This is a genomic window from Paraburkholderia aromaticivorans, from assembly GCF_012689525.1.
In the GTDB taxonomy this organism is placed as follows: domain Bacteria; phylum Pseudomonadota; class Gammaproteobacteria; order Burkholderiales; family Burkholderiaceae; genus Paraburkholderia; species Paraburkholderia aromaticivorans_A.
Window position 1 is genome coordinate 1,695,742 of record NZ_CP051514.1, and the last position, 17,237, is coordinate 1,712,978.

A 17,237-nucleotide genomic window follows, 5' to 3' on the forward strand; every position below is an offset into this window, starting at 1 on the left:
TTGATACGGCTCACTACAATGGCCCTTCTCCCGACAACAGGCAATACGACCTTGGTCCCACGAACCGACCCCGCGTTATCCGGACCTAAAAGCAATCCCTCGCTCCCGCAGCGGCATCTGATGTCCTAAACTGAAAGTCAACTTCGCGCGAATGCCGGGGGACGTTAATGAAACGCTCTGAATTTAGAATCGGCTGTGCTGCGGTTGGCGTTTTCATCTGGATCGGGGGACTCTATGCGACGATCCGGGGTCTGGTCTATGAAGTGCCACAAGAATTCCGCTATGGCGTCCTGGCACTCGTCATTGGCGTGGTGACATTCGTCATAGCGCTAAATCCCATGGCAAACCACCGGTCGAGAAAGCGAGGCGAACCCCACTGATGGGCGGCGCAATCGTTGCTGCCGTACGCGCCGCGATTGGCTGGCAGTATCGCCAGCCATTTCGCAGCCGCCACTTACAGCACCCGGTTCTTGTCGAGTTTGTTGCCGGTCGCGGCGTTGTATCGCTCGACATAGTCGCCCAGCAGTGCGCGAATGGCGCGGCCAATCTTTCGGTAGTCGGACTCGTTCAGGTTCGCGAGCGAGACCCGCCCCGACGGATGCTGCGTGCCGAATCCTCGTCCCGGCAGCAGCACGACGCGCGCTTCACGGGCAAGTCTGAAGAGCAATTCGGACGGCTCGGTATTCTTCATGAGCCAATCGACAAAATCGCGCCCATACGCACGTTCGCCGAGAAACTCCATGTCGAGAATCGTGTAGTAATCGACCTGATTCGTGTCGTCGTCGTCGAATGAAATGCCGATCTCTTCGTAAAGCGCGCGCTTGCGGTTGCGAATCAGCCGCTTCAGTGCCTTCTTGTACGCGTCGGGCGTGTCCATCAGTGAGAACAGCGAGAACAAGACCATCTGCACCTGTTGAGGGGTCGACAAACCCGCTGTGTGATTGAGTGCAACGGTGCGGCTATCGGCCACCAGGCGGTCGATGAACTTGAGTTTGTCCGGTTCGGTCGTGATCGATTCGTAACGCGTATGCAACTCCTTCTTGACGTCCTTGGGCAGTTCGGCGATCAACCTGTCGAGCACGTTGTCACGGTGCGTGGCGACGGCGCCGAGCCGCCAGCCCGTTGCGCCGAAGTACTTCGAGTACGAGTACACGAGGATGGTGTTCTTCGGCGCTAGCGCGAACAGCGAGACAAAGCCGTCGGCGAAGGTGCCGTACACGTCGTCGGTCAGCAGGATCAGGTCCGGCCGCTCATTCACGATAGCGGCAATATAGTCGAGACTCTCGTCGTTAATCCGGACAGACGGCGGGTTGCTCGGGTTCACCAGAAAGAACGCCTTCACCGCCGGATCGCGGAGCTTGTCGAGTTCCTTTGTCGAGTATTGCCAGTTCTTTTCCACGTCGGCATTGACCTCGACGACCTTCAGTTGATAGTCGTTCAGGTGCGGAATTTCGATGTAGGGCGTAAAGATCGGCATTCCGAGCGCGATCGTATCGCCGGGTTTGATCAGCCGGTTCTCGCGCATCGTGTTGAAGATGTACGTCATCGCCGCCGTTCCGCCTTCGACCGCGAAGATATCGAACTCGCCGATGAACGGATGATCGCCGATCATCTCGCGGCGCAGATACTGGCCGACAATGATCTCCGAGAGCTTCAGCATCCGGTCGGGCACCGGATAGTTCGACGCAAGAATGCCCTCGCACATCTCGTACAGGAAGTCGTTGTCGGACAGTCCCAGTTGATCGCGGACGTACGACAGGGCACTCGCCAGGAAGTCGATGCCGGGCACGCCCTTGTTGCCGCGCAAAAACAGCTCAAACCGCTCGACGAGTCCGTCGCGCTTCGGAAAGCCGCCGATGCCTTCTGGCAGGTAAGCAAACGACCGCTCCGCTTCGCGCATCGCAAAGAGACCCAGTTGCCAGAAACCGTGACGCGGAATGGTGGCGAGGAAGTTGGGGTTGCCCCGTCCCGCATTGAGCATCGCCAAGTTCGCCGCGCGCTCGACCGCGCCCCCACCCGCCGCCTTGATCAATTCGTCTTTGAATTCGAACGGACTGAGCGCGGCGAGCCCCGCCGCCTTCTCGGTATCCTGCTTTTCCCGCTTGCTCATTTGCGCTCTCCAGAAAGAAGTTTCCCGGGTCGGCGTCGCCCGTTGCGACGCCCCGGGCTCAAGCCAGAATCATGATGATGACCATGCCCCAGATCGTCAGGAGCGTATTGCCCACGGCGTAGGTCACGGTGTAGCCCAGTCCTGGAATCTGGCTTTTCGCCGCATCACAGATCATCCCCAACGCCGCGGTCGTGGTTCTTGCGCCGGCACACACACCTAGCAGAATGGCGGGGTGAAAATGAAAGACGTAGCGCGCGATCAACATGCCGAGGATCAGGGGAACACTGGTCGCCATGATCCCCCACAGGAACAGACCAACGCCGAGATGTTGCAGCCCTGCGATAAACCCAGGACCTGCCGTAAGACCGATCACGGCGATGAACACATTCAGGCCGACCGAATTCATGAACCATACGGTCGGCTCCGGAATGCGGCCGAAGGTGGGATGAATCGCGCGCAGCCAGCCGAACACGAGCCCGGCGATCAGCGCTCCGCCAGCCGTCGACAGCGTGAGCGGAATACCCCTGACATTGATGACGATTGCGCCCACCATCGCGCCGACGGTGATTGCGAGGCTCACGAAAGCCACGTCTGTCATGTTGGTCGGCCGGTCCAACACGCCGAGAACCTTGGCGGCGGCGCCGGTGTCCTGAGTCCGTCCGACGATCGTTATCGTGTCGCCGCGATACAGCTTCGTGCTGGGAAGCACGGGAATCTGCGTCTCGGTGGGTCCGCGTTTGATTTTGAGGAGATAGATGCCGCGCGCCAGCGGCAAGCTTGCAAGCTCCTGCAAGGTCTTGCCATGCACCGACTTGCCCGTGACGTAGATGTCCACGCCTTCTGTTTGTACGGCCAGCAGTTCGGGATCGTCCACTTCCACCGCCCGCGCCGCGTGAACCGCGACGGCCTGACCGTCCACGTCGCGCCCGGCCGTGTCGCTGGCACCGAGCACCATGACCAGCTGGTCACGGGGACCTGCTATCGCGACCACATCGTCGGCTTGCAGGACCAGATCGAGGGTCGCTTCGTGGATAGTGCCGCCGCGCCGGACCCGTTCGATGAATAACCGCGTATCTCCCGGCTGGAGCGCTTCAACCTGGCTGACCGTTTTGCCGCACACCCGGCTGTCCGGCACGACACGATATGCACGCAATTCATACCGGTGCCATGCCTGGCCCGCGCCACCCGTTTCCTGGCTTCCGCCGAGAATCGCCTCGTACTCCTTGCACGCCGCGACCAGGTCAATGCGCAGCATGATGGGCCCGAGCGTCGCCAGAATCAGGGCGGAGCCGACCGTGCCAAAAATGTAGGAAATGGCGTACGCGGTCGGCATCGCATCGAGCATCACCTTGGTCTGATCGGGCGGTAACCCCAGCCGGTTGATGGCGTCCGTTGCGAGGCCCATCGAGGCCGAGATGGTTTGGGAACCGGCGAAAAGTCCGGCTGCGGAACCAAGGTCATAACCCGCCAGTTTCGCAGCGAGGATCGCCGCGCCCAGAGACAGCAGACCTTGCACGACGGCAAACAGGGCCTGCGGCAAGCCGTCTTTGGCGATGCCGCGGACAAACTGCGGCCCAACTCCGTAGCCCACTGCAAACAGGAAGATCAGGAAGAACACCGACTTGACGTTGGGCGAGACGGTGATATGAAGCTGCCCAATTGCTACCGCAGCCAGCAATGTCCCCGTGACGGCGCCCAGACTGAATCCCTTGAAGCTTTTTCCGCCAACCCAATAGCCGATTGCGAGTGACAGGAATATAGCGATCTCGGGATAACGTTGTAGCGTTGCAGCTATCCATGCCATCGTAGCCCTCGTCTGCGGTTCGCCCGTCGACACGGATGTGGAAGCGGGTGTGTTGTAAATGACATGGCCGCCGAGTTTCATCCGAAAATTCCAGACCTCTCGGACCGGTCTCTCCATAGCTACAATGGTTTTTCTCTCCTCACCAGACAATACGACCTTGGTCCCACGAACCAACCCCAGGTCATTCAGGCCTTTCCGGCGGCTTCAAGCGTATGTGCGCAATCAAGTAAACCGCTCAGCCCCAAGCACTCATTGCCTGAGGATCTTCCAGGGTCCGCTGCCCTGTTTGCAAACGGTCGGCGTCCAGCTTTGCGTCTGGCCTTTTGCAATCGCGACAAGCGTCGTGGTCCGACAGGTTCTGTCGCCTTCCTTCGATGTATCGTGCGGAGTCACCGTGCCCTTGATCGAAACCGAGTTGCCGGTGCCCGAATTATTCCATTCCAACGATTCGCCATCCTTCCTTGTTTCGAGCGCCACCTGGGCTGCATCGTTGAGCGCTTTACGGTCAGCGTCCTTCATGTAGCTCACCGGCGTGTCTTTCAGGAAGTTCAGATTCGCGGCATGGCTAAAAGTCGCGCCGACCAGCAGCGCGGCGCCGACGATCCGGCGCGGGAACAGGTGTACGGCCGTGTGGAATTGGGCTCGCATAGGTCATCTCCGTTGATAGCGGATCCGGCCACTCGTCACGTAGTGGCCTGTGGTGCCACACCTGGGCCATCGGCAATATCCCCCTGCGACTGAAACTCGTCGACGAGGTCTGCCACCGAGCCGCGCCGACCGATGTGGCCAAAACGATCTTCGAGTCCCTCGGCACGAAGCATGTCCCGCACGTCCGCGTGTGCGGCAACCACTTTCATCGCCGTGCCGGCGGCCAGAAGCGCGTCGTGCAACGCCTTCAGCATCCGCGCGCCCGCGAGGTCGACAACCGGCGACGCGGACAGGTCACAGATCACCAGTTCGACTGGCTCGGAAGCCGCCCGGATTTTCCGCCAGACGGTCTCGCGCACGTGCTCGACATTAAAGTAAAGCAGCGATGCCTCGACGCGCACGGTCAGCACATGCGCAATCGCCTCGTTCTCGGCGTGCCGCTCGATGTCCGAGAAAATGCGCGTGCCGGGGATACGCCCTAGCACCGCCACATGGGGGTGCGCGGCACGCCGGATGATCAGGAGCATCGAGACAAGGACCGCGACAATCACGCCATTCAGAATTCCCAGTACCAGCACCGCCGCGAACGCAACCATGGAGATGGCGAATTCAAAATGGCTGACGCGCCAGACATGGCGTAGCTCACCGATATCGACCAACCCCTTCACGGCCAACAGCACAATGGCCGCCAGCACGACATTGGGCAAGTTGGCGAGCAGACCTGTCAGGAACATGAGACAGAGCCCGATCGCAATCGACGCGAATACGAGCGCAAGCGGAGTCTTCGCGCCCGCCTTGTCATTCACTGACGATTGAGAAAGTCCGCCTGCGACCGGATACGCCTGGAACAATCCGGCAGCCAGATTCGCGGCTCCCAGAGCGAGCAGTTCCTGGCGCGCGTCGATCTCGTAACCGTGTGCCTGTGCGAGCGCGCGCGCGGCCGAAACGCTCTCGACGTACGCCAGCAACAGGCACGCAAAAGCGAGTGGAATGACTCCATCGACATCGCGTATCCGCAGCCCTGGCAGGCGGAATTCGGGCAACCCTTGAGGCAGGGCGCCCACCAGCTTGAATCCAGAACCGGCCAGCGGCGTGATAGACAACACGACAATCGACGCGATCACGACGAAGAGAGCAACCGGACGCCCCGGCAGATATTTTTCGCCGAGCAGCAGCAATGCGATGCAGACCAGACCGAATCCGAGCACGACGAGATTGGTCTGCCCTAGCTGCCCGCCGAGCACGGCAATCCGCTCGAAGAACGACTCTCCGCCGCCATTGACCCCGAAGAGTTTAGGCAGTTGGGTCATCGCGATGGTCAACGCCGCGCCCGCCTTGAAGCCGAGCAGGATCGTCTCGCTGATGAAATTGACCAGCGAACTCAAGCGTAGCAGCCAGGCCACCAGACACATGCATGCGATCAGCACGGCAGTGAGCGCCGCTATCGAAGCCCAGCGCGCCGGATCGCCATCGGCCATCGCCGCGACGGTAACGCCGACCAGCATCGAGATCGCCGAAGTCGGACCGATCGCGAGCTGGCGCGACGAGCCGAACAGTGCGTAGAAGAGCCCACCGACGAGATAACCGTAGATGCCATATTGCGGGGGTAAGCCGGCCAGCGATGCGTACGCGAGCGAAACCGGAATCCCGTAGGCCGCGAGCGTCGCTCCGGCTATCGCGTCCTTCACGAGCCATTGAGGCTGATAGGCTCGCAGCCACTGTGCGGGCGGAAACGCGTTGCGCCGCCCGCGCGCGGGCAAGTGGTCCGTCACCGGATCGGTGACGCTGGATTCGTTGGTCAACGTAGCGCCTCGCAGACGGAAGCAAACTCGACAGGAGCACGGGCGCACGCCGTTCCACGATCCGGCGCGCGACGCTCCCGGGCCGGCCCGCGCTGCTCCTCAAGCATAGTCGGTGGTCTGCGCGGTCCACATCGGACCTTGGTCCTAGATGGCTGCGTTGCCGCGCTTTCGTACAGTCGTACCGTCGAAGCTGCCGGCGACCCACTAGAGTCGGGCATCAAGCGCGGCGACCGCCTCAATAGGGATCCTTGACGCGCTTCCATGTTTGATCCGGATCGAACACCGTGACAGGCGGCGCGTTCGCGCCACGATCCTTCTGGTAAATCACCCCGTTGTTGTTGACCACGAAAGTCATCACGCCGCTCGTGCCATATAGGGCTGGATAGGCGACCATCGCAAAGCCGGCGAGCATGTGCCCGTTGACGATGTAGCTGAAGGCCCCGCCCGCCGCGTTCTTGCCTTGCCGCGTCAAGATGCGGAAGTGATATCCCCGATAAGCGTCACCCGCCTGGTGGCCCTTCAGATACACCGAGCTGGCGGCGATCAGCGGTCCGAATGGACTGGCTTCTTCACCGCTACTCTCGTCCGCGTGCCAGTAGAGGCCGTCCTGCTTGCCGGGCGTGCTGGCAAGCTTTTGCGCGTATTCCAGCAGACCATCCTTGTTTCGATCACGTGACGCATATTCTCGCTGTGCGTCGAGATAGGCGCGCAGCACCTTGATTGCCTCGCGTTCGTTTGCACCGATACGGCGATTCAGGAGTTCTTCCTCGCCAAGTTCCGTGGCGAACCGCCAACTACCGTTATCCTTCACGATGGGGATCGGCATCGGCCAGGCTTCGTCGCCGACCAGCAGAATCCGGCGATCCGGTCCGGCTTCATCGAGGACGTGGAAGGCATCCAGCTCCGCGCTCGCCTTGGCCCAATTCGCCGCGTTCTCCGCCTGATCCGGCGACACCACGAGGCGCTTGTGCGCCTCGCCAAAAATGGCGACCAGCGTCGCTTCATCGTTGGCCTTCAGCGCCTCGGACAAAGCGGTGACCGCCTGCTCCGGCGTGGCGAACGTCCGTTGCCCTGCGGCGAACGCATCAAACGGAACCAGCAGCGCGAGAACCATGGCATATAACCCGCACCATAGCGCCAGGCTGGGCCGCGATTTCGCGCGCCGGTTCGTGCCGGTCCTGATCCGGTCAGTCATTGTCATCCCCTATCGCCGTCCACCACCGCGGCCGCCACCACCGCCACGGGAGAACCCGGTACCGCCACCGCCACCGCCGCGCCCGCCTCCCGATGAAAATCCACCACCGGAATGGCCAGAAGCCCGGTTGCGGGAGTCGGAGAAAGACTGACGACTCGCCGCGCCCCTTGAACTATCCGCCTGTGCGTCGCGCGCCGATCCGTAGCCGCTAAACGCATCGCCCCCACCCCTTTGCGAGGCCCCCGCGCCTTGCTCCCGCGTGCCTGCCGAAGCGGGGCGCTGAGCACCCTGGTCTCTCGTGGCTGGCGTAGCGGGGCGTTGAGCCGCTTGCTGCCGTCCTCCTGAAGCCGCATTACCGCCGCCCGCGGCGCTGCGGGCCGGTGCATCGCCGACTCGTTGCGTGCCGGCGGCGCGGCCTGTCGTGCCGCTGACCTGGCCTGGCTTCTTCTCGGATCGCCATGCGGACGATTGCCCTCCCTGGCCTCGCGTGCGGTTGACATCGCCCGTGTTGATATTGCCTCGCTCGACATTCCTTTCCCGATCGCCTCGCTCGACGTTCCTTTCCCGGTTAATGTTGATGTTGTTATTGCCGCCGCCTCCGTAATGAGCCTCATAGTGTCCGCCATTCCAGGCCGCGCCAATCGCCGCTCCCCATATCAGGCCCGTCGCGAGCGCCGCACCCGGCGCGTAGGGATAGTAGTAGGCCGGATAAGGTGCGGGCAGGTAGGCATAGCTCGGAGGTGCGCCGGCTACCACGACGGTCGTCGGGTTGTATTGCGGCACGTAAATCACCTGCGGATCGGCCGGGACGATCTTGATCACCTCCTTCTCGACCACCACGACCTGCTTGTCGTCGGTTTTGAGCTGACCCGCCGCCTGCGTTTGACGCCGGAAGCGCTGCACCGCCTCCAGTACCGCGCCCTGATCGGCGACGACGGCTTCGCCAATGCTGATCGTCCAGTCGAGATCCGTACTCATTCTTTTGACGACCTCGGGGTAATTCAGCAAAGCCTTCACGGGATCGTGCCAGCTTTCGTTGACTTTGAGCGACTTGTCACTCTTGCGCTGATCGAGGAAGCGATCCGCCTGCACGATCTCCACCGGGTAAGTCGCGGCGGGAAGAATGATGGCGACGAGATCGTCTGGATATAACGCAATGGGCCCGACAAGTTTGTCGAGCGTCGCAGCGGGAACGGCGGCCGCGCCGACGTCCGCTGCGGGAGCCTGCGCAATTGAGACCGTCGTGGACGACATGGCGTAGAGCGCCAGCATTGCGACGATAAGCGCATGGATCGAGATCCGGGGCAACTTTAGCTCCTGAACGACGACCGCTCGCGGCCACCTGCCGAGCGCCCACTCAAACGGGATGATCCGTTCAAAAGCACGCGTAACGCGGTCCATTGATGCTTCCCCTCACTCTTCACCACTCAAATCGGCTTGCGATCTTTAAAAGACAGTTATCCGAAGCAATGGAAACGAGACACACGTGCCGTACAGATACAGTTTGGACCAAACGCGTGCCCTGTTGCAAATACGACCTTGGTCCGATTGCGCACCGCATGTCTGGGACGCAATGATGAGAGCGAAAATGCCATCGCTGCAGGCACCTCGCCGAGCGCTTGATCCTGACAGGACCGCAACAGCCTGTGCCAGCTTCGACTTCACGCTCGCCCGAAGAGCCAGCCGGCGGTCCGCATGGGCGTGGACTTACGCAAGGAGTCGCCGTGACTACGTTGACAAAGTACATTCTTGTCGCCGCTTTAGCGGGTTCGATGTCATTCGATGGTATGGCGCAATCGAAACCCATTGCCTATCCCGCGAAAGGACAAAGCCCGCAAATGCAACAGCAGGATGACGGCGCATGTTATTCGTGGGCCAAGAGCAACACCGGTGTGGACCCGGCGGCGATGGCCAACGCCCCGCCTCCGCCTTCCGGACCGGCAGTGGGCGGCGGTGAGCGCGTTCAGGGCGCCGCGCGTGGGGCTGCCGGAGGCGCTGTCATCGGAGCCATAGCGGGTGACGCGGGCAAAGGAGCGGCGATCGGAGCCGCAACCGGTACGATGGTCGGCGGATCGCGTGCGCGGCAGAACCGGCGCGCGGCCGCGGCATCGACACAGTCACAGACGCAGGGTGCGATGGACACATTCAATCGCGGCTATGCCGCATGTATGGAAGGTCGTGGCTACTCCATCAAATGAACTTTAGCGTGTAAGCCGGGTAATGCGCCCCGTCATGAAAGACCGGCGGCCATTCGGCCCAAAGTCAACGTGCGCGCAGGCGTTCAAGGAGAGCAGCATGAGAAACAGCAAACTCATCGTCGCGGTGGCGCTCGTGTCTCTCGCTACTACGGGTTTCGCCCAGACAGAGCCGCAAGTGGCGGTCAACAGCGCGCCCGGCAAAGTATCCATGACGGGCACAGTGAAGACGCGCTCGACTGTCGTAGGTATCGAACCGGCCACCCGAACGGTCTTGCTAAAGGACGCCAAAGGCAAGGTCGTGCAACTCGTGGTGAGTGAGGAAGCACGCAACTTCGACCAGCTCAAGATCGGCGACGTCGTCACGGCGGAGTATTCGCAGGCCGTTACCGTCACGCTCAGGAAGGGCGGCGCACCCCTTGCCGTCAACGAAAGTCACACTCTCGAGCGCGCGCCGTTGGGCGCCAAACCAGGAGGCACGGCAAGCAGGGAGATGACGATCATGGCCAACGTGACTGCCGTCAACCACCAGACCGGCGCGATGACGTTGAAAGGTCCGCAAGGCAATTCGGTGGACCTTGTCGTACAGGATCCTGACCAGCTCAAGCTGATCAAAAAGGGTGATCAGATGGAAGTGCTCTACAACGAGGCGGTGGCAATTTCCGTCGAACCTCAAGCCAAATAGCCACCCAGGTGCCGCGGCGAACGCCGGCCAGTCATGGCTCGCGCGACGCGCGTCGGAAGATCGCGGCTCGCTCTGTTCTTCTTCGCCGGTTGCGCTCAATCTGGCCGTGCAGCCCGCAAGTCCGACGCTCGGAATCCAGCGGTGGCTCGGAGGACGGCGCGGACTCGCCGTCACCGTCATGCTGTTGCTGGAAATCGTGGTGATATGCATCCCAACCTACGCCGCGGTGTCTACGCTCGCCGGCCATACGGCCGACATCATGGACTTCGTGGAGGGCCTGCCTGGCTACGCGCTTCCGTCGCCCCCTCATTGGCTCAGCAGCAGACCAGCCGGATGAGTTGGCAGCACGAGGCAAGCCGGACAGTCAGGCCCACCTCGTCCCCCACCGGACCGATTGAGGCGAGAACACGCGACCGCCTTCCGTCAAATCAGCAGCCGCCGGGCTTCCGCCAATATGTCGCGCTCGGGCAGAAGATCTTGGCGTTTGAAGCGCACCATCGAAAAGACGCGAATCGCATTGGGACTCGCCGGCATGCGTGCAATTTGCAGTTCCATTTCCTGCGCCGGGCGAGTGTCGCCGTCTTCAACGACGACGTTCAGCCGGTCCAGCAGAAACTTCTTTTTTTGCACGTAGACATGGGCATCCGGCAACGCGAGTACCTTGCAAACCATCTGCAGCTCACGCTCCAGCGCCTCTGTTTTCAGGCCCAGATTGGCCAGAGCCCGGTCGTTCTCGTCGAGTTGCGCCTGCAGTCGCGCCACCTCCGCGAAGCTGCACGATGCCTCGCTCCCCAACAGCGACCGGACCCCTATCCCCTGCCGTTCGAGGATTTTCAAACGCGTTCTCAACAACGCCCGCTCCTGCTCCAGCGAATCGCGCCGTAGCGTGTCCGCCTCGATCTCTCCGAGTCCCTGAAGCGTAAGCTGATCGAGGACCCGCAAAACGATTTCCTCCCGCAACGCCACTTCCGACACAGCACACACGCGAACCTGGTGGTCGCTAAAGTTGACGGTCGTCTGTGCAACGTCGGTACGCGTGATTGCGCCATCTTGCGCGACGCCGAGGGTGCGACGCTCGTCGACGGCCATGCCGAGCACAGCGAATACTTCGTCCACCGCAGGATGATCGCGCAAGCAGTTGCGTAATGCCTCCGAGTGGCTGAAGACTGGAGCCACGTCGTCGGGCGTGGCAAAAAACGCGTGGATATACGGATCCGTTGCCCACGCCGCCACGCTGGCTTCCCGCGCAGCCGGCACCTGCGCGACGAGGCGGCGCAGATAACCGGTTGCCTGGTGCACGGCGGGCGCCAGACGCGCCTCGTAATCGCGCGCCAGGCGCAGTTGCGGGCCGAGCCTGACAATCCGCTCGACGATTTCCTTCTCCTGCTGGAGATCGTCTGTTGCCAACGCGCGGCGCCTCAACGACCACCACGACAGCAGACCCATGCGCGGCTCCTGGCAATTTATGATTCATCGCGCTCCGGAAGAAGCAGCGCGGTGATCGTACGGCCTTTCCAGAACAGGTTGTGGATGCGCGGCTGCAGGTTGCGCAGCCCGTTCGCCGTCACGTCGTCGAAAATCACCAGCGCCGCGGGCCGGGAGCCCGCGCCCGGAATACGGCGGATCGTACTGAATTGGGGGAAGCCGTACCGTACAAGGAACTCCCCGATTTCCTCATCGGAGACGCTTTCTTCCACGTTGCCCAGCATCAGTTCAGCCATGATGTTTGCTCCTCGATCATTACCCTACGCGCGGCGCTGCACCACGAAGTCGATGCACGATCCGCACGCCGCGTCACTGAGCCGGACTCGCCTGCAGCGCCGCCGCGATATCGCGGCTCACCGATGCCAGCGCGCGATCGTGCGCGGCAACGAGCGGTTCGAAGCCCGGACCGGACACCGCCTCGCGCGCAACAGAGCGGCCCGTGACGGGACGGCCTTTACCCGGCGGGCGCACGGCCCATAGCACGTCGACGGTGACGTCCCGCCCCGGTGCGGACTCGAAGCGCATCACGTCGATACGTACGCGCCATACGCCAGCCGGTTCGTGCGTCAGATCGAACACTGAAATCTGCGGTGAGTTCAACAGCACGGCAAGATTGGCGGCAATCACGCGGCCGATGTCGCCGCTCAACGGTTGCGCCCAAAGGGCGAATTCGTTGACATCGACCTCGTTGTCGCCGACCCGGGTCACGATCTGCGGCCGATCCACGAGGTCCGGTATCGTAACGGGACCGATCACGGCAGCGATCGAGCGCGTTGCGCCGGAGTTGACGAGAGAGCGGTCTGGGCTCAGCGTGTAAAAACTGGCCGATGGCGATTTACATCCGCCGAACCAGCCGGTGACCAGTGCCAGAATCAGACATGCCGTCGCATACCTCATGGCTTGTCCTCAGACTTGCCGCGCACGAGCGCTTCCGGATGCCGGGACAGATAGTCGGCCAGCGTACGCAGCGTGGCTGCCGTCCGGGTCATTTCGTGCATCGCCTGTTCCGTGGATTGCTGCAGCGACGAATCCGGTTGCAGCGCGGTATTCGCGGAATCGAGCGCGGTTTGCGCCGACGTGAACGTGTCACGCGCCTTCGGCACGACCTCACTATTGAGCTGGGAGATCATCGAATTGGTCGTGCGTAGCGTCGTGCGCGCATCGTTGCCGATCGCCTCGAACGGAATATTGTTGAGCTTGGTCAGCAAGCGCGTAACTGAGTCTTGCAGCGACTGAAGCGTGCGAGGTATGGCAGGCAATTCCGGCGGCGACTTGCTCCAGTCGATCGTCGCCTTGGGCGCATCCGGGAAATAGTCCAGCGCGACGTAAAGCTGACCCGTGAGTGGATTGCCGCTCTTGAGCTGGAAACGGAATCCATGTTCGACCAGATAGTCCGCCAGTCCGCGTGGGTGGTCGCTTATACGCCCCCCGGCCTGTCCGTTCTGATAGCGTGACGTAAAGCGCTCGGGATAGATCTGTATTTCGACGGGAATGCTGAAACGATTTTGTGCCGGCTCGAAGCGTGTATAGATCGCCGTCACCTCGCCGATGACTACACCGCGAAAATCGACCGGCGCGCCAACCGTCAGGCCTCGCACCGAATCCATGAAATTAACGACGTATTTATCGACGATCCGATCGTGCTGTTTCATCGCGTCGGCGCGCGTTGCGTAAAGTTCGAATCCCGCATTGGCGGCGGCGTTGGTCTCTTCCTGCGACTCCGGCGGTGACTCGAACGCCACGCCGCCGATGATGATGGAAACGATCGACTGGGTTTCGACACGCAGACCGTTCGTATCGAACGCCATGTCTACCCCGCTTGCGTGCCAGAAGCGCGTATCGGTCTTCACGAACTGGTCGTAAGGCGCATTGACGAACGCCTTCAGCGTGACGCCTCTGCCGTCCGGGTCCAGTTGGTAAGAAGCAATCTGGCCGACCCGGAGTCTGCGGAAATAGATGGGCGTGCCCACGTCCAGCGAGCCGAGACCCGCACCCTTCAAAATGAACTCCCGTCCTGGGACGTCGCTCGCAAACACAGGGGGCTCTTCGAGCCCGACGAAATCACGCCGCGCTTTCTCTGCATTCCCGACATCGACGTCGATGTACGACCCGGAGAGCAGCGTGCCGAGCCCCGAGACCGTGCCGCCTGAAATGCGCGGGCGCACTACCCAGAACCGTGTGTTTTCGACCAGCAGACTCGCCACGTCGCGAGCCACCTCTGCCTTCGCCACGACGCTCTTATGATCCGGCGACAGGTTCACGGCCTCGACCACGCCGATATCGACGTCCTTGAACTTGACCTTTGTCTTTCCGGCTTCAAGGCCCTCGCCGGTCTTGAAACTGATGGTGATATTCTCGCCGCGTTCCAGGATCGCTTTCGTAGCCAGCCATCCGCCGATCAGCACCGCCACGATCGGCACGAGCCACACCAGTTGCATACGCCAGCGCGAGCGTGGAATCGAATCCGCCAGCGGGAGTTCGGGAAGATCCGGCTCGTCATTTGGTCTTGACATGAGCCCTCTCCGCTGCATCCCAGATGAGGCGCGGGTCGAAAGCCATCGCCGCCAGCAGTGTCAACACGACCACCGCCCCGAACGCTATCGATGCCGGACCGGCCTCGATCGTCGCCAGCGCCTGGAATTGCACCAGCGCGACGAGCATCGTGATGACATAGATATCGAGCATCGACCAGCGCCCAACCAGTTCGATCGCGCGGTAGATTCTGGTGCGCTGCTCGGGAAGCCATTGCGAGTGAAGCTGGGTGGAGACCGCCAGATACGCAAGGCCCAGGATCTTGAGCATCGGCACCACGATGCTTGCGATGAACACGAGAACGGCGAGCGGCCATGAACCGGATACCCACAGATAGACCACGCCGCTCATGATCGTGTCTTTCTGCGCCCCGAAGAGCGAACTCGTATTCATCACGGGCAGCACATTGGCGGGGATATACAGCACGATTGCAGCCGACAGATACGCCCACGTCCGCGAGAGGCTCGCTGGCTTGCGCATATGCAAGCGCGCTCTGCAACGCGGGCAGCCCTGCTCGCCCGATCGTGCCGGATCGCGTACCAGTAGCCCGCACTCTTCGCACAGCACGAGCCCGTATGCGGAGGCCGTCACCGCCGTGCGGCGCTGCTCGAAGGGAGGCAGCCTCCACGCGCCGTCGGCATTTTTGCGGGCGCAGATGCGCGACCATATCTCGCGCGGATCGAACGTCGCAGACGCCGCAGCGAGCAGCAACATCAGCACCACGAACGACCACAACGCCGTGCCCGGCACGACCTTCGCGATGTGCGTCAGCTTGACGAGCGCGACCAGCAGACCGAGGATCAGAACCTCGGTCATGCCCCACGGCCGCGCCAGTTGAAACAGCCGGAAGCCCTCGACCGCGTGCCACGGCACACGCCCCAGACGCAGCGGCACGAGCAGCCACAGCATGGCCACGGTCTGCAGCACCGGCGTCAGAATCGTCGTCAGGAAGACCAGCACCGCGAGCGGCCAGGTGCCATGCGTGTAAAGCATGCGGACCGACCCGGCCAGCGTCGTTTGGACGAGATGGCCGTTGACCGACAAACCTACGATAGGAAACGCGTTGGAGATGACGAGCAGCACGGCGGACGCAAGGGTAAAGGCGAGGGCCCGTTCGGGCCCGTTCGTACGCCCCCTTCCAAGCTCCGCGCGACAACGACAGCAACGCAACGATGCGCCAGGCGTGAGAGGCGCTGCAAGCTGAAGCAGGTCGCACTCCTCGCAGGCGATGATTTCCCGGTGTGTCATCTCGCCTCCAGGGCTACCGCCGGTTCGCCCCTCGGCGCCGTGCCGCGCGCGACGGGTGCGACGGGTGCGACGGGCGCGGTGTCCGGCGGCGGCGTTGCTGGTGCGGGCGGTGGAACCGACAGTTTCTCCGCGGCGAGAACCCAGCCGCCGCCCATCGCCTTATAGAGGTTGACGAATGAGGTCAGCTCGGCTCCCTGCGTCTGCGTATAGCTCAGTTGTGCGTTGAAGAGGCTTCGCTCGGCGTCGAGCACTTCGATGTAACTCGTGTAACCGCCTTCGTAACGCAGACGCGCGAGCCGCGCGTACGTGTGCAGCGCCTCGACCTGGTTGGCCAACACGGCCAGCTGCTCGTGCGTCTTCTGCACGGAGATGAGCGCGTCTTCGACCTCCTGGAATGCCACCTGAATCGCTTTCTCATAAGCGAACAGCGCTTCCTGCTGACGCGCCTCGGCCTGCCGCACCTGCCCCGAGATATTGCCCGCCGTGAAAATGGGCTGCGTCACGCTGCCGGCAAAAGACCATACCCGCGCCGGCCCGGTGAAAAGATTCGAGAACTGCGAGCTGACCGTGCCAAACAGCCCAGTCAGCGAGATGGACGGAAAGTAAAGCGCCTTGGCCGCGCCGATCAGCGCGTTTTCCGACACCAGGGTCTGCTCGGCCTGCAGCAGATCCGGACGGCGTTCGAGCAACTCCGAAGGCAGCTCGTTCGGAATCTGCGGCGAGCCCATCATCGACAGTTCGCGACCGCGCAGAATCGCGCCCGGGTTTTTGCCGATCAGCACGGACAACGCGTTTTCCTGCTGGCCGATCTGCGTTTCGAGCAGCGGGATGGTGGCTTTCGCTGCCTCGTATTCCGACTGGCTTTGCGCCAGCTCCATTTGCGACACCTCGCCGCCCCTGAAGCGCAACGTGAAGACCCGGACCGATTCGTCGCGGCTTTCCACGGTCGACTTCGCGATCTCAAGTTGCCGATCAAGACTGCGCAAGTTAATGTAGGCGGATGAAACGGCGCTGACCAGCGTCAGGATGGTGGCCCGGCGGCCTTCCTCGCTGGCCAAAAGGTTAGCGCGGGCAGCCTCGGTCTGGCGGCGAACCTTGCCGAAAAGATCGATTTCCCACGCCACCGACACTGTCGCGTCGAACTGGTTGTAGATCGGGCTGACACCGTTCGGTACCGGTATTCCGCTCGCCTGAGACGCGCGTTGGCGAGATGCATCCGCGCCCGCCACCACCTGGGGAAACAGCGCGGAACGCGTCGTCACGAACTGCGCCTGGAACTCGTCGACCCGCGCGGCCGCGATCTTGACATCGCGGTTCTCCAGCAGCGCGGTTGCGATCAGCTGGTCGAGCACCGGATCCTGAAACTGCTCCCACCATTCCACGTTGGCAATTTCGGCGGCCTCGCCCTGCGCAAAGCGATACGTTGCCGGCACCTCCACCGTGGGCCGCACGTAGTTGGGGCCAAGCAGGCAGCCGCTCAGCGCAAGCAACGTGGCGGAAGCGAGCAGACGCGTCAAAGCCGTCGCGTTCATG

15 protein-coding genes are annotated in these 17,237 nt (G+C 62.2%); 3 read left to right on the forward strand and 12 right to left on the reverse strand.

Annotation, left to right across the window (positions count from 1 at the left end; translation table 11 throughout):
- Window positions 1–167: 167 nt before the first annotated feature.
- A complete protein-coding gene (locus HF916_RS08000; RefSeq protein WP_168788422.1) occupies window positions 168–380 on the forward strand; it encodes a DUF2964 family protein in 213 nt (70 codons plus the stop codon).
- Window positions 381–454: 74 nt separating this feature from the next.
- Here HF916_RS08000 and HF916_RS08005 read toward each other — a convergent pair whose 3' ends face one another.
- The 6 genes from HF916_RS08005 to HF916_RS08030 all read right to left on the reverse strand — a co-directional run bounded on the left by HF916_RS08005 (window position 455) and on the right by HF916_RS08030 (window position 8,960).
- On the reverse strand, window positions 455–2,110 hold the full coding sequence (locus HF916_RS08005) for a bifunctional aspartate transaminase/aspartate 4-decarboxylase (protein WP_168788423.1): 1,656 nt from the start codon (window positions 2,108–2,110) through the stop codon (window positions 455–457).
- A 58-nt stretch (window positions 2,111–2,168) separates the two neighbouring features.
- The gene (gene aspT, locus HF916_RS08010; protein ID WP_168789063.1) at window positions 2,169–3,914 is read right to left on the reverse strand and encodes an aspartate-alanine antiporter; all 1,746 of its coding nucleotides are present in this window, start codon (window positions 3,912–3,914) and stop codon (window positions 2,169–2,171) included.
- A gap of 249 nt (window positions 3,915–4,163) precedes the next feature.
- The gene (locus HF916_RS08015; protein WP_168788424.1) at window positions 4,164–4,562 is read right to left on the reverse strand and encodes an RT0821/Lpp0805 family surface protein; all 399 of its coding nucleotides are present in this window, start codon (window positions 4,560–4,562) and stop codon (window positions 4,164–4,166) included.
- 35 nt (window positions 4,563–4,597) lie between these two features.
- Window positions 4,598–6,364: a SulP family inorganic anion transporter gene (locus HF916_RS08020; RefSeq protein ID WP_168788425.1), complete on the reverse strand. Its 1,767-nt coding sequence runs from the start codon at window positions 6,362–6,364 to the stop codon at window positions 4,598–4,600.
- Window positions 6,365–6,599: 235 nt separating this feature from the next.
- Entirely contained in the window at window positions 6,600–7,565 is a 966-nt protein-coding gene (locus HF916_RS08025; protein WP_240975185.1) for a DUF2950 domain-containing protein, read from the reverse strand.
- A gap of 3 nt (window positions 7,566–7,568) precedes the next feature.
- The gene (locus HF916_RS08030) at window positions 7,569–8,960 is read right to left on the reverse strand and encodes a DUF3300 domain-containing protein (RefSeq protein ID WP_168788426.1); all 1,392 of its coding nucleotides are present in this window, start codon (window positions 8,958–8,960) and stop codon (window positions 7,569–7,571) included.
- 371 nt (window positions 8,961–9,331) lie between these two features.
- Here HF916_RS08030 and HF916_RS08035 point away from each other — a divergent pair, with 371 nt between their 5' ends.
- Window positions 9,332–9,757 (forward strand): glycine zipper family protein, encoded by a 426-nt coding sequence (locus tag HF916_RS08035; RefSeq protein WP_168789065.1) that lies wholly within the window; start codon window positions 9,332–9,334, stop codon window positions 9,755–9,757.
- 97 nt (window positions 9,758–9,854) lie between these two features.
- A complete protein-coding gene (locus HF916_RS08040) occupies window positions 9,855–10,439 on the forward strand; it encodes a hypothetical protein (RefSeq protein WP_168788427.1) in 585 nt (194 codons plus the stop codon).
- A 423-nt stretch (window positions 10,440–10,862) separates the two neighbouring features.
- On the opposite strand, the gene HF916_RS08045 is transcribed toward HF916_RS08040, so the two are convergent.
- From HF916_RS08045 to HF916_RS08070, 6 genes are all read right to left on the reverse strand, one after another.
- The gene (locus tag HF916_RS08045) at window positions 10,863–11,885 is read right to left on the reverse strand and encodes a hypothetical protein (protein WP_168788428.1); all 1,023 of its coding nucleotides are present in this window, start codon (window positions 11,883–11,885) and stop codon (window positions 10,863–10,865) included.
- 17 nt (window positions 11,886–11,902) lie between these two features.
- Entirely contained in the window at window positions 11,903–12,160 is a 258-nt protein-coding gene (locus HF916_RS08050) for an RNA recognition motif domain-containing protein (protein ID WP_168788429.1), read from the reverse strand.
- A 73-nt stretch (window positions 12,161–12,233) separates the two neighbouring features.
- A complete protein-coding gene (locus tag HF916_RS08055; RefSeq protein WP_168788430.1) occupies window positions 12,234–12,821 on the reverse strand; it encodes a PqiC family protein in 588 nt (195 codons plus the stop codon).
- A complete protein-coding gene (locus HF916_RS08060; protein WP_168788431.1) occupies window positions 12,818–14,437 on the reverse strand; it encodes an intermembrane transport protein PqiB in 1,620 nt (539 codons plus the stop codon). Before HF916_RS08060 ends, HF916_RS08055 begins: the two co-directional genes overlap by 4 nt.
- On the reverse strand, window positions 14,421–15,704 hold the full coding sequence (locus HF916_RS08065) for a paraquat-inducible protein A (protein ID WP_168788432.1): 1,284 nt from the start codon (window positions 15,702–15,704) through the stop codon (window positions 14,421–14,423). Before HF916_RS08065 ends, HF916_RS08060 begins: the two co-directional genes overlap by 17 nt.
- Complete coding sequence (locus HF916_RS08070) at window positions 15,701–17,236, reverse strand: efflux transporter outer membrane subunit (RefSeq protein WP_168788433.1); 1,536 nt, start codon at window positions 17,234–17,236, stop codon at window positions 15,701–15,703. Before HF916_RS08070 ends, HF916_RS08065 begins: the two co-directional genes overlap by 4 nt.
- Window position 17,237 lies beyond the last annotated feature (1 nt).